Here is a 12,178-nt window from a genome sequence, read left to right on the forward strand (position 1 = left end):
CGGACATCACGGGTGTCGCGGTGGAGGAGCTGCTCGGGATGAACATCGTCGTCGACCTCAATCGATGTCAGGGCTACGCCCAGTGCGCGTTCCTCGCCCCGCGCGTGTTCGCGATGCATGGCGAGGAGGCCCTGTCGTACAGCCCCGTCGCCCCGGCAGACCAGGACGAACATGTCAGGCGGGCCGCGGCGGCGTGTCCCGTGCAGGCCATCCTCATCGGCGAGGAGGCGGGTACCGATGCCGGGCGACGGTGAGCTGCGCGACTGCCGGATCGTCATCGTCGGCGCGTCACTGGCCGGGCTGCGGGCCGCCGAGACGCTGCGTGAGGAAGGCTTCACCGGCTCACTGACCATGGTCGGGGACGAGCCCCATCCCCCGTACGACAGACCACCGCTCTCCAAACAGGTGCTGCTCGGGCGGGTGTCGGCGAAGGACACCGGGCTGCCGCAGCGGCGTGAGGTGGACGCGTGCTGGAAGCTCGGCGTACGGGCCACCGGCGTCGACCCGGTCAAGAAGCGGGTCCTCCTCGCCGACGGCGAGGAGCTGCCCTACGACCGGCTGCTGATCGCCACCGGAACCCGTGCCAGGCCCTGGCCGAACCCCGCCGAGAACGCCTTGGACGGCGTGTTCACCCTGCGTACGAGCGACGAAGCGGGCCGCCTCGCCGAGCGGCTGGACGCCGGGCCGCGACGGGTGCTGGTGATCGGTGCCGGTTTCACCGGCTCGGAGATCGCCTCCGCCTGCCGGGAACGCGGTCTTGAGGTGACGGTCGCCGAGCGCGGCCCCGCGCCACTGGTCGGCGCGCTCGGCGGAGCGTTCGGTGCGCTCGCCGCGAAGTTGCAGCTCGCGCACGGTGTCGACCTGCGCTGCGGCGTGACCGTCACCGCCCTGGAGGGCACCGACCGACTCACCGGCGCGACGCTCTCCGACGGCAGCAGGATCGACGCGGACATCGCCGTGGTCGCCCTGGGCGCGATCCGCAACACCGAATGGCTTGCCGACTCGGGGCTCGCCGCGGGCCCGCTCGGAGTGACCTGCGACGCCGGGTGCCGCGCCTTCAGCATGTACGGGATCGTCACCGACGACGTCTTCGTCGCCGGTGACGTGGCCCGCTTCCCGCATCCGCTCTTCGAGTACCAGATGCTCTCCCTGGACCACTGGGGCAACGCGGTCGCGCAGGCCGAGGTCGCGGCCCACAACATGGTCAGCCCGGGCCCGAGCAGGCGCCCGCATCTGGCGGTGCCGGTCTTCTGGTCCAGTCAGTTCGGCCTCAACATCAAGTCCGTCGGCGTGCCCACCTTCTCCGACCAGGTGGTCATCGCGCAGGGCTCGCTCAAAGAGGCCCGGCTCGTCGCCGTCTACGGCTACCGGGGACGTGTCACCGCGGCGGTGAGCGTGAACCGGACCAAGTGGCTGAGTTACTACCAGAACCTGATCGAGACGGCGGCGCCGTTTCCGCCAGGACCGGGCGCCGCCGACCGTCCCGGCACGGCCGTCCCCGTCTCCTCGGACGTACTGGACCCGAAGGGGCTTTCGCACGGGCCGACCGTCGCACTCACCGGCTATCTGCCGGACCGGCGCCTGATCCTGGTGCGGCACGCCGACTGAACCGCCCACACTCCCTACCGATGAGGAGCGCCCACCCATGGCTGCCGACACCCTGCTCCGCCGGATCACCGACTACGCCAACCGCGCCGACCCCTACCCGCTCTACGCCGAGCTGCGCCGGAGCAGGGTCGCCCGCCAGGACGACGGCAGCTATGTGGTCGGCACCTACCACGACATCGCGGCTCTGCTCCACGACCCGCGGATCAGCTCGGACCGCCGCAACCTCAACGAACCGGACGAGGACGCGTTCAAGTTGCAGCCGGCGTTCATCGGGGTCGACGACCCCGAGCACGACCGGCTCCGCCGCCTCGCGATGCGGCCCTTCGGCCCGCCCCACACCCCGGGCCGCATCGACGCCATGCGCGGCGACATCACCCGGATCGCCGAGGAGCTCATCGCCGCGTTCCAGGGGAAGGAGCGGATCGACCTCGTCGACGACTTCGCCTACCCGCTCCCCGTCACCGTGATCTGCCGGCTTCTGGGCGTACCCCGCGAGGACGAACCGCTGTTCCGCGTCTGGTCGAACACCATCATCGCCAGACTCGACCCCGGCTCCGACACGGACACCGCCGAGCGCGTGCGCGCGGCCATGGAAGCCCGGCAGGCGATGGGCCTGTACCTGGGAGAGCTCGCCGACAGACGCCGTGGCCACCCGTCCGACGACATGCTCTCCGCGTACGTCAACGACGAGGGCCCCGAGGGACACCTCACGCAGCAGGAACTGATGGCCACGTCCGTCCTGCTGCTCATCGCCGGTCATGAGACGACCGTCAATCTCATCAGCAACAGCATGCTCACCCTGCTACGACAGCCCGACCAGCTGGAACGACTGCGCGAGGAACCGGCGCTGATGCCGAGGGCGGTGGAGGAAATGCTCCGTTACGAGCCGCCCGTCCAGATGCTGCCGCAGCGCACGCCCCTGACCGACATCGAGGTCTCGGGCACCGTCGTCCCCAAGGGCGCGCCCCTCGTCCTCATGCTCGCCTCCGGCAACCGTGATCCCCAGCGGTTCCACGATCCCGACCGCTTCGACCCGACCCGTGAGGACAATCAGCATTTCGGCTTCGGCAGCGGCATCCACAACTGCTTCGGCGCCCCGCTGGCCCGGGTGGAGGCCCAGATCGCGCTGAACGAGCTCATCCGGCGGCTCGACAGTCCCCGCCTGATCGAAGACCCGCCTCCGTACCGCCCCAGCCCGGTACTGCGCGGCCCCCGCCACCTGGCCATCGGACTCGGCGCGGCTGGTTCTTGAGCTCCGGTCGGCGTGGCCGCAGTGGCGGGCGGCCGACCGGGGGCGTCCGAGGCAGAGAAAGCACGGTGGCCATGCAGCCCCACGGAAACGATTCCTTCGAGGTGGACCAGGCCGTGCAGGACGCCCTGGACCGGCTGACCCTGGTGGCCAACGCCTCCGAGGCGCTGTCCAGCACGCTGGAGTTGGATCCGGGACTGCGCCGGTTGTGCCGCGTGCTGGTACCCGCCGTGGCGGACTGGTGCGTCATCGACCTGGTCGAGGACGAGGACAGGGGCGAAGGGCGGTTGCGCCGGGCCGTGGTGGAGCACCGCGATCCCGACGCGGTGCCTCCCGGGTTCCTCGAAGCGCTGCTCCCACCGGCGGACGACTCCTCCGATGCCCCGCTGGCTCGGGCGTTGCGGGGCGCCGGGCCCCTGCTGCTGACGGACTTTCCGCCGTCCGAAGAGGGCACCGACGCCCTGCACCGCATCGAACTGCAGACCTTCCAGCAGCTGGGGGCCCATCGAGCGGTTCTGGTACCGCTGCGTGCGCGCCGCCAGGTGCTGGGGGTACTGACCTTGGTACGTACCGACCAGGACGGGCTGGAAGAGCAGGACCGGCTGCCGCTGATCGAGGATCTGGCCCATCGCATCGCCATGGCCGTGGACAACGCGCGCCTGCACGCGCAGATCGCCACCACCGCGGAACGGCTTCAGCGCTCCCTCTTGCCCGACCTGCCCGACCACGGGCCCCTCGACATCGCCGCGCGCTACGACCCCGCGCGGGTGAGCGCGGAGGTCGGCGGCGACTGGTACGACGCCTTCCTGCTCCCCGACGGCGCCCTCACGCTCATCATCGGCGACGTCACCGGCCACGACCTCAAGGCCGCCGTGTCCATGAGCCAGATGCGCAACATGCTCCGCGGCATCGCGTGCGACCGCAAGGAACCCCCGGGCAAGATCCTGGCCCGGCTGGACGCCGCGAACGAAATTCTCTACCCCGCCCAGACCCTGACGTGCCTGTACGCCCTGGTCACCAAACCCGAACCCGACGGCCCCTGGCTGTTCCACTACGGCGTGGCCGGCCACCCCGCCCCGCTCCTGGTCACCCGTCAGGGCGATGCCCGATTCCTGAACGAGGGCCGCAGCCTGCTGCTCGGAGCCGACGCCGACACGATCCGCCCCGACGCGATCGAGCCCCTGCCGCCCGACTCCACCGTGCTGCTGTACACGGACGGACTCATCGAACGCCGCAGCGAAACCTTCGACGACGGCATGGCCCGGCTGCGCCAGCACGCCGCCGCGCTGGCCCGCGCACCGCTGGAGACGTTCTGCGACGAACTCATGACCGGCCTCGGGCAGGCCAGTACCGATGACATCGCCCTGATCGCGGTCCGCGTCCCGCCCGCCACCTCCACTGCGTACACCGCCACCGCCGAATGAGATCCGGCTCACCTATCGGGGGCCCGGCGGCTTCATTGGCCTACGCTTCCCTGCGTGCCCAGCCCCCGCACGCCCCACAACGACGACCACTCGGATCCCGTTGAGCAGGCCCTGAACGAAGCCTTCGCCGGCCACGACGCCCTGCGCGACATCTACGTGGTGGTCGCTCGCGGTGAGATCGACGCGTCGAACGTCTCCCAGGTGCGGGAAGCTCTGGAGACAGCCGCCGCGGCGCACACCGTCGTCATCCTGGACACCAGCGAGCTGCGCTTCGCCGACTCCAGCCTGCTCAGTGTGCTTCTCCGCGTCCGCAGAACGACATCACTGCGGATCGCCGCGCCTCCGCCGCAGCTCCGGCGTCTCCTGGACATCTCGGGCGCGGACCAGGTGCTCCGCCTCTACCCCAGCATCGCCCTCGCCATCGACGGGTGACATGCCCACGGGGCCGGTCCGGGCTCCCGCAGGTGCTTCGCGCAGGCCAGGAGCGTGGCGTCCGAATCCCGCCAGACGAAACCTTGTACGGAGGGCAGACTCGAACATAGCCAAGCAAACAGGAAGGTAAGGGAAGAACGATGACGTTGTACACCACGACCGACAGCCCCCTGGGTGAACTGCTCCTGGTGGGTGAGGAGTCGGCGACCGCGAAGGGCGGCACCGCGCTCGCGTCCCTGTCCGTACCCGGCCAGAAGGGCGGAGCGGCCATTCAGGACGGCTGGCGGCGCAGCCCGGAGGCGTTCACCGAGATCCTCTCCCAGCTGCGTTCGTACTTCGACGGCGAGGTCACCCACTTCGACATCGAGTACGTCTCCGGCGGCACGGAATTCCAGCGGCGGGTCTGGCAGGCCCTGGAGTCCGTCCCGTACGGCACCACGACCACCTACGGCCGGCTCGCCGAGCGGATCGGTGCCCCGCGTGCCGCGCTGCGTGCCCTGGGCGCGGCGATCGGCGCGAATCCGCTGCTGATCGTGCGGCCCTGTCACCGCGTGATCGGCGCGGACGGTTCCCTGACCGGCTACGCGGGCGGCCTCCCGTGCAAGCAGCAGCTGCTGCTCCACGAGGGCGTCAGGCAGGCCGCCTGACCCGCGCTCCGCCCACGACACCGGAGGAACCAGAACCATGACCGTGACCACCCGTCTTCCGGCCCGAGCAGGCGCGCGCGTCGACGCGGGCGACTGGAGCGCCCTGGCCGACGAGGTCAACGAGTACGGCTGTGCGCCGACCCAGCGGATCCTCACCCTGGAGGAATGCCGGTCGCTGGCCGCGCTGTACGACGAGACGGAGCACTTCCGCTCCACGATCGACATGGCCCGCTACCGCTTCGGCTCCGGCCAGTACCGCTACTTCAGCGACCCGCTGCCGGAGTTGGTGCGGGAGTTGCGGGAGGCGTTCTACCCGCGTCTGCTGCCGATCGCCCGCGACTGGGCCGACAAGCTCGGCCGGCCCGCGCCCTGGCCGGACAGTTTCGAGGAGTGGCTCGCGATGTGCCGCGAGGCGGGCCAGGCCAAGTCGTCCCAGATCCTGCTGCGTTACGGGCCCGGAGACTGGAACGCCCTGCACCGCGACCTCTTCGGCGACGCGGTCTTCCCGCTCCAGGTCGTCGTCGGCCTCGACGCGGCGGGCACCGACTACACCGGCGGTGAGTTCCTGCTCGTCGAGCAGCGCCCCCGCGCCCAGTCACGCGGCACCGCCACCCTGCTGACGCAGGGCCACGGCCTGATCTTCACCACCCGCGACCGGCCCGTGCTCTCCAAGCGGGGCTGGTCGGCTTCGCCGGTACGGCACGGAGTCAGCGCCGTACGCTCAGGCAGCCGGCGCACCCTCGGCCTGGTCTTCCACAACGCCTCCTGATGCCCGTGCGGACACGGTGCACGGACTGCGGGGGCCGCGATCGTCAGTAGCCTCGGCGGACGTTGTTCACTGCCGCTTCGTCCAGCCTCCGGCCTCGCCGTTGCCGTTCGTCCGCCAGTTCCCCCAACGCGTCGGTGACGGCGGCGAGCACGGTCGCCACCTCGTCGTCGGACACGCTCGGGAAGTCTCCGGTCGATTCGTCGCGGATCCCGATGGCCGCGGCGAGGGCGGCGAGGACGGGTTCATCCGCTGTCCAGCGGTCCGCCGCCTGGCTGCGGGCGGGCGAATCGACCAGCACCACCCGTTTGGTACGGAAGAGCATCCAGCGGCGGCGGCGCTGCCGGGCCAGCTGCCCTTCCGCCTCAAGCGCGGCCAGATAGGTGGCGGACAGACCGCGGCCTCTGCGCCACAGCCAGTCGCCGAGCGACTCGTACGGCGCTTGGCGGGCCAGCGACGACGCGGCCTCGTCCAACAGGGGGTCGGCCACCGCTCGCCGGGCGCTCGGCACGAGGTCGCCGTCGTCCAGTTCGACGGCCTGGGCGCCGAGGAGGTCGATCACCTCGGCTCCCGCGAGCGCGAGCGACAGATCGCCACGCTCCACGGGGCTGCTGGACGCCCTGTCCATGGCAACGATCAACAGGTCCCGCGGTGTGGTCATGAAGGGCTCCATGTCAGCACGAGGGCCCGGTCTGTCGCATCAGGCACATGGTGCGAATTAAATCATTTCTCCATACTTACCTCATATTATAGGCGCTCTCTGTGCTCCATCCCGGAACGTCGTTCACGGGTTGAGGCCGGCCACCACCCCGGCCGTGGCGGAGATCCCGTTCGCGATCGTCGGCGCCATGCTCGACCCCGCCAGGAAGAACCCGAGCAGGACGCAGACCATCGCGTGGGAGAGCTTCAGTCCGCCGTTGCGCATGAAGATCACCGTGAGGATCACCAGAAGCAGCATCAGTGAGATCGAAATAGCCATCGACAACCTCCTCCGCCGCACCGGAATCGCGGCATTCGGCGGCCAGTGTGGCGGAGGAGGAGTCCCGTACGGCCGACTGGCATGTCCGCCATTCGGGTGGTTGTCCCTGGTGATCGCGTTTACGGGCGGCGGGCACGCAGGAAACGTTCGAGCCCCGCAAGGTCATCCGAATTGACGTGGTCGACGCCGGCGGCGAGCAGCTCGGCCCAGACGGCGTCCCGCGCGGGCCCCGCCTGGTCGGGCGTCCCCCAGAAGCGCACGCGCTGACCACGGCCGTGTGCCGTGGCGGTGATGCGGCGCAGCTCGGCACGTTCGGCGGCGGGGAACGCGCCCACGCCCAGCCAGCTGAAGGTCGTGGTCCAGTTGCTGCTGATGAGCGGGATGAACGCGGCGCCCGCCGCGGTACCGAGGTCCTCGAGCCGCCCGTCGTAGAAGGCGTACCGGGTCCGCTGCGCCTCCATCGGGACGCGCGCCGCGCGGTCGCCGGAGATGACCGGGGTGACCGCGCCGAGGCGCACCGAACCGTACGCGAAGCGGCTCAGCATCGAGCGGTAGGAGGTCAGTTGGCGGTGGAGTTCGGCGTAGGCGGCGGCGCCGTCCGTCTTGATGTCGATGAGCAGCTGCACCGGACGGTGGTAACCCTGGTGTACGGAGCCGTGGTTGGCCCGGACGAGGGCCGCCAGCGGGTCCAGGTAGAGGGCGCGGAGGGTGCGGGCCGGGTCGAGATCCGTGGCCTCGTGAGCGACCAGCAGCTCGCCGTCGACCAGGAATATGTCGGCCTCGACGCTGGTGAAGCCGTGTGACAGGGCGTCGAGGAGGGGGCGCGGGTGCAGATAGTCGTTGTGGGCGTGGGCCTGGCGCAGCGGCCGGGGCCCTGGACTGGCCGGTGTCCGTGATGCGGCCTGCGCGTACGCGGGAGCCGCGACCACTCCCGTGATCGCGGCGGCGAGTGTGCTGACGGCTCTGCGGCGGGTGGTGAGGGCCATGATGCCTCCAGGTGGACGCGGTGGGGCGCGGTCCAGGCGAGTATCGGTCCTCTCGTGGCCCGACCGACAGCGGCCGGCGCAGAGTTCGCCGGCGCGACGGCTGTGGTTCAGACAGTCCGGCGACCCGCGTCCGGCGGACCGTACGGCCGCGCCGGCGCTCCGGCGGGACGCGGCCGTGGCCGACGCCGGGCGGCCCCGCACCGCGCTCGCGGCGGTGGTACCCGACGACGGCCACGGGCCCGCCCCGGCCAGGGGCCGCTACCCGGGGCCCGGCAGGTCGGCCAGAACGGCCAGCGTCTCCTTGTGCCGGCCGGGTGAACCGAGCGCGATCTCATCGGACTTGGCGCGCTTGAGATACAGATGCGCGGGGTGCTCCCAGGTCATCCCGATCCCGCCGTGCAGCTGGACGCACTCCTCGGCGGCGTGGACGGCGACCCGCCCGCAGTACGCCTGCGCGACGGCCACCGCGAGCGGGGCGTCCGGGCTGCCGGTGGCCAGCGCGTCGGCGGCGTTCCGGGCGGCGGCGCGGGCCGAGACGACCTCCAGCCAGAGCTGTGCCATCCGGTGTTTGAGCGCCTGGAACGACCCGATGGGGCGGTTGAACTGATGCCGCTCGCGCGTGTGCCTGACCGTCTCCTCCAGGCACCATTCGGCGATGCCGAGCTGTTCGGAGGCGAGCAGCCCGGCCCCGGCCAGCAGTCCTCGGCGTACGGCGGCCTCCGCCGCGGAAGCGTCGGCGATCCGGATCCCGGCGCCGGGGTCGACGGTGACCGTGGCGAGGGGCCGGGTCAGATCGAGCGGCGTCAGCGGCTCGACGGTGACGCCGGGCGAGGCCGTCTCGACGGCGTACAGCCCGTCGTCGTTCAGCACGAGCAGGAGATCGGCGCGCACGGCGTCGGCCACGCCGGTCACGGTGCTCGCGCCGACGGGGAGCGGTGCGTCCGGGGCCGTGGCCAGCGGCAGCGCGAGTACGGCGACGCGATGGCCGTGGGCGAGCGCGGTGAGCAGACCCGCGACATCCGTGCTCCCCGTGCTCTCGCCGTCGCAGGCGAGGAGCGTCTCGGTCGCCATCACCGAACTGGTGAGATACGGCGCGGGTGTGACGCTCCGGCCCAGCTCTTCCAGTACGACGGCGGCCTCGCGGTGGCTCGCGCCCTGGCCGCCGAGCTTCTCCGGTACGAGCAGACCCGACGCGCCGATCCCGGCGGTGAGCGAGGTCCACAGCTCGTGGTCGTACGGATCGCCGGCCTCGGCGCGGACGAGCGCCGCCGGGACATCACCGCGGGCGGTGAGCAAGGACCGTACGGCCGCGCGCAGATCGTCCTCGGTGTCCGAGTAGAGCAGATCGGGGGAGGTTTCGGTCATCGGGCCAGGTCCTTCCAGGCGACGTCCTTGTCGTTGCGCGGCTCGGAGGGCAGGCCGAGGACACGTTCGGCGACGATGTTCAGCAGTACCTCGCTCGTACCGCCCTCGATGGAATTCCCCTTCGACCGCAGATAGCGGTAGCCGGCGTCGCGCCCGGTGAAGTCGACCAGCTCGGGCCGGCGCATGGTCCAGTCGGAGTACAACAAGCCTTCATCACCGAGGAGTTCCACCTCCAGACCGCTGATCTCCTGGTTGAGCCGGGCGAAGGAGAGCTTCATTCCGCTGCCCTCGGGTCCTGGCTGCCCCGCGACGAGCTGCTGGCGCAGCCGTTCCCCGGTCAGGCGGGCGACCTCGGCCTCCACCCACAGCGTGACGAGGCGCTGACGCAGATCGTGCGTGCGCAGCTCGGGCCGTTCACGCCAGGTCCTGGCGAGCGTGCCAATCATGCCGCCCTCGCGCGGGACCCGGGCGCCGCCGATGGAGACCCGCTCGTTCATCAGCGTGGTCTGTGCGACCTTCCAGCCCTCGCCGATCTCGCCGAGGCGGTGCGCGTCGGGGATCCGTACGCCGGTGAGGAAGACCTCGTTGAACTCGGCCTCGCCGGTGATCTGGCGCAGCGGCCGCACCTCGACACCGGGATCGGTCATGTCGCAGAGGAAGTAGCTGATGCCCCGGTGCTTGGGCAGGTCGGGATCGGTGCGGGCGATGAGGATGGCCCAGCGGGCGACATGGGCGCTGGAGGTCCATACCTTCTGCCCGTCGATGATCCAGTCGCCGGAGACGGGGTCCGTGTCCGGGTCGCGTACGGCGCGGGTACCGAGCGCCGCCAGGTCGGAGCCCGCTCCCGGCTCGCTGAAGAGCTGGCACCACACCTCCTCGCCGACCCACAGGGGCCGCAGAAAGCGCTCCTTCTGCTCCTGGGTGCCGAAGCGCAGGATGGTCGGCGCGGCCATGCCGAGGCCGATGCCGATCCGGCGCGGGTCGTTGTCGGGTGCCCCGGCGGCCGCCAACTCGGCGTCCACGACGGCCTGGAGGGAGCGCGGCGCGTCGAGTCCGCCGAGCCCGGCGGGGTAATGCACCCAGGCGAGTCCGGCGTCGAAGCGGGCCTTGAGAAAATCGGTGCGCGCTGTGTCGGCCGGCGGGTGCTCGGCCAGCAACTTCCTGGTGAGGGAGCGTAGTTCGGTGGCGTCGGTCATCGGTCCTCGCCCTCCGGGAGGACGACCACGCGTCCGGTGGTGACGCCGTCCGCGACGCGCTGGACGGCGTCCGCCGCGCCCTTCATCGGCACCCGCTCGCTGATGAGCGGCTTGATGGCGCCTCGTTCGGCGAGACCGGTCAGCTCTTCGTGGCAACGCAGGACGGCGGCCGGGTCCTTGGTGTTGTAGAGACCCCAATGCAGGCCCATGACGGAGTAGTTCTTCACCAGCGCGTGGTTGAGGGCGGGGCTGGGGATGGCGCCGCTCGCGAAGCCCACGACCACGATGCGGCCCTCGAAGGCCACGCATTTCGCGGACGCGGTGTAGGCGTCGCCGCCCACCGGGTCGTAGACGACATCCGCGCCCCGGCCGCCGGTGGCCTCCTTCACGGCGGCGACGATGTCGTCCGTACGGCGGTCGATCACGACGTCGCAGCCCAGCTCCCTGGCGACGCGGGCCTTCTCGGGTCCGCCGACGACGCCGATGACGGTGGCTCCGGCCGCCTTGCCGAGCTGTACGGCTGCGCTGCCGACGCCACCGGCCGCCGCGTGGACGAGCAGGGTCTCGCCCGCCTGGAGACGCGCCCGCCGGTGCAGACCGAACCAGCCCGTCTGGTAGCCGATGTGCAGAGCGGCCGCCTCGGCGTCGTCCAGCGCCTCGGGCGCGGGCAGGAGCGCGGCGGCGTCGGCGACGACGTACTGCGACAGACCGCCGTGCGGCAGCGCGGGCGTGGCGATGACGCGGCGCCCGTCCTCCGTCTCCCCGCAGATCTCCACACCGGGTGTGAAGGGCAGCGGCGGCCGCACCTGGTAGTGACCGCGGCAGAGCAGGGCATCGGGGAAGTTGATGTTCGCGGCACGGACCAGCAGCTGGACCTGTCCGTCGCCGGGCACAGGGCGCTCCACCTCTTCGAGCCGCATCACCTCGCTCGGCTCGCCGTTCCGGTGCACTCGCCATGCCTGCATTTCGGGGCCTCCACACACGATGGGCAGTACCGCACTCTTTCGCATACTAAGCGGTCGCTTGCCTTCGGGGGAACAGCCCGCTCCTGATGTCTTCGGCCGCGCCCGGCCACGTACCCGGGCCCGCGCATACGGGTCCGCGGCTCGAACGGCGCGAGCAACGCGCCCGCCCGGAGCCGCGGTTGTGTGCCTACCAAGCCTTGATCATTCGTGAACTCCCGGCGTGACGCTCTCCTTTCCCTCCGGGAAGACCGGGACAGGCTGGATCCGGCGCAGATACGCCTCCGCCTGCCAGATCGCCTCACGTGCGGTGCGCTGCCCCATCAGCACACAGAGGGTGTACGCCACGTCCTCGAACCGTCTGCGGGTGGTCTCGTCCAGCGGCTCGGCGAGCACCAGCCGTTCCCAGGCCCGGTAGCGACCCAGCAGATCGGCGACCAGATGTCTGTCCGGTAGCAGCATGTGCACCACTTCCAGCATCGGAGTCCGCCCGCTCACCCAGGGTTCCTTCCGTACGCCAGGATCGCGAGGACGGCGTGGGGCGGGACCGGCCGCGCGCGCAGC

14 protein-coding genes are annotated in these 12,178 nt (G+C 71.0%); 7 read left to right on the forward strand and 7 right to left on the reverse strand.

The genetic code is table 11. The annotated features are described in order from the left end of the window. Positions 1–38: 38 nt before the first annotated feature. The 7 genes from ACFVWW_RS02230 to ACFVWW_RS02260 all read left to right on the forward strand — a co-directional run bounded on the left by ACFVWW_RS02230 (position 39) and on the right by ACFVWW_RS02260 (position 6,129). Positions 39–254, forward strand: coding sequence for a ferredoxin (locus tag ACFVWW_RS02230; RefSeq protein WP_384182103.1), 216 nt, complete (start codon positions 39–41; stop codon positions 252–254). Next, entirely contained in the window at positions 238–1,608 is a 1,371-nt protein-coding gene (locus tag ACFVWW_RS02235; protein ID WP_384327924.1) for an NAD(P)/FAD-dependent oxidoreductase, read from the forward strand. Before ACFVWW_RS02230 ends, ACFVWW_RS02235 begins: the two co-directional genes overlap by 17 nt. Positions 1,609–1,645: 37 nt before the next feature. Beyond that, positions 1,646–2,860: a cytochrome P450 gene (locus ACFVWW_RS02240; protein ID WP_384182108.1), complete on the forward strand. Its 1,215-nt coding sequence runs from the start codon at positions 1,646–1,648 to the stop codon at positions 2,858–2,860. Between the two features lie 71 nt (positions 2,861–2,931). After that, positions 2,932–4,281, forward strand: coding sequence for a PP2C family protein-serine/threonine phosphatase (locus ACFVWW_RS02245; protein ID WP_386875390.1), 1,350 nt, complete (start codon positions 2,932–2,934; stop codon positions 4,279–4,281). Positions 4,282–4,335: 54 nt separating this feature from the next. After that, the gene (locus ACFVWW_RS02250; RefSeq protein ID WP_386875392.1) at positions 4,336–4,713 is read left to right on the forward strand and encodes an STAS domain-containing protein; all 378 of its coding nucleotides are present in this window, start codon (positions 4,336–4,338) and stop codon (positions 4,711–4,713) included. A 140-nt stretch (positions 4,714–4,853) separates the two neighbouring features. Further along, positions 4,854–5,360, forward strand: a complete 507-nt coding sequence (locus ACFVWW_RS02255; RefSeq protein WP_384182115.1) for a methylated-DNA--[protein]-cysteine S-methyltransferase — start codon at positions 4,854–4,856, stop codon at positions 5,358–5,360. A 37-nt stretch (positions 5,361–5,397) separates the two neighbouring features. Further along, entirely contained in the window at positions 5,398–6,129 is a 732-nt protein-coding gene (locus ACFVWW_RS02260; RefSeq protein WP_386875394.1) for a 2OG-Fe(II) oxygenase, read from the forward strand. Positions 6,130–6,172: 43 nt separating this feature from the next. Here ACFVWW_RS02260 and ACFVWW_RS02265 read toward each other — a convergent pair whose 3' ends face one another. The 7 genes from ACFVWW_RS02265 to ACFVWW_RS02295 form a co-directional block, all read right to left on the reverse strand. Next, positions 6,173–6,787 (reverse strand): GPP34 family phosphoprotein, encoded by a 615-nt coding sequence (locus tag ACFVWW_RS02265; RefSeq protein ID WP_384182121.1) that lies wholly within the window; start codon positions 6,785–6,787, stop codon positions 6,173–6,175. A 123-nt stretch (positions 6,788–6,910) separates the two neighbouring features. Continuing rightward, positions 6,911–7,105: a hypothetical protein gene (locus ACFVWW_RS02270; protein ID WP_384182123.1), complete on the reverse strand. Its 195-nt coding sequence runs from the start codon at positions 7,103–7,105 to the stop codon at positions 6,911–6,913. 119 nt (positions 7,106–7,224) lie between these two features. Continuing rightward, positions 7,225–8,091, reverse strand: a complete 867-nt coding sequence (locus ACFVWW_RS02275; protein WP_384182125.1) for a phosphatidylinositol-specific phospholipase C/glycerophosphodiester phosphodiesterase family protein — start codon at positions 8,089–8,091, stop codon at positions 7,225–7,227. A 258-nt stretch (positions 8,092–8,349) separates the two neighbouring features. Continuing rightward, positions 8,350–9,456 (reverse strand): acyl-CoA dehydrogenase family protein, encoded by a 1,107-nt coding sequence (locus ACFVWW_RS02280; protein ID WP_384182128.1) that lies wholly within the window; start codon positions 9,454–9,456, stop codon positions 8,350–8,352. Continuing rightward, on the reverse strand, positions 9,453–10,652 hold the full coding sequence (locus ACFVWW_RS02285; RefSeq protein ID WP_386875397.1) for an acyl-CoA dehydrogenase family protein: 1,200 nt from the start codon (positions 10,650–10,652) through the stop codon (positions 9,453–9,455). The genes ACFVWW_RS02280 and ACFVWW_RS02285 overlap by 4 nt, the downstream gene beginning before the upstream one ends. After that, positions 10,649–11,617, reverse strand: coding sequence for an NADPH:quinone oxidoreductase family protein (locus ACFVWW_RS02290; protein ID WP_384182133.1), 969 nt, complete (start codon positions 11,615–11,617; stop codon positions 10,649–10,651). The genes ACFVWW_RS02285 and ACFVWW_RS02290 overlap by 4 nt, the downstream gene beginning before the upstream one ends. 201 nt (positions 11,618–11,818) lie before the next feature. After that, positions 11,819–12,112 (reverse strand): DUF5133 domain-containing protein, encoded by a 294-nt coding sequence (locus ACFVWW_RS02295; RefSeq protein ID WP_384182136.1) that lies wholly within the window; start codon positions 12,110–12,112, stop codon positions 11,819–11,821. Positions 12,113–12,178 lie beyond the last annotated feature (66 nt).

Source organism: Streptomyces sp. NPDC058198 (genome assembly GCF_042882605.1).
In the GTDB taxonomy this organism is placed as follows: Bacteria; Actinomycetota; Actinomycetes; order Streptomycetales; family Streptomycetaceae; genus Streptomyces.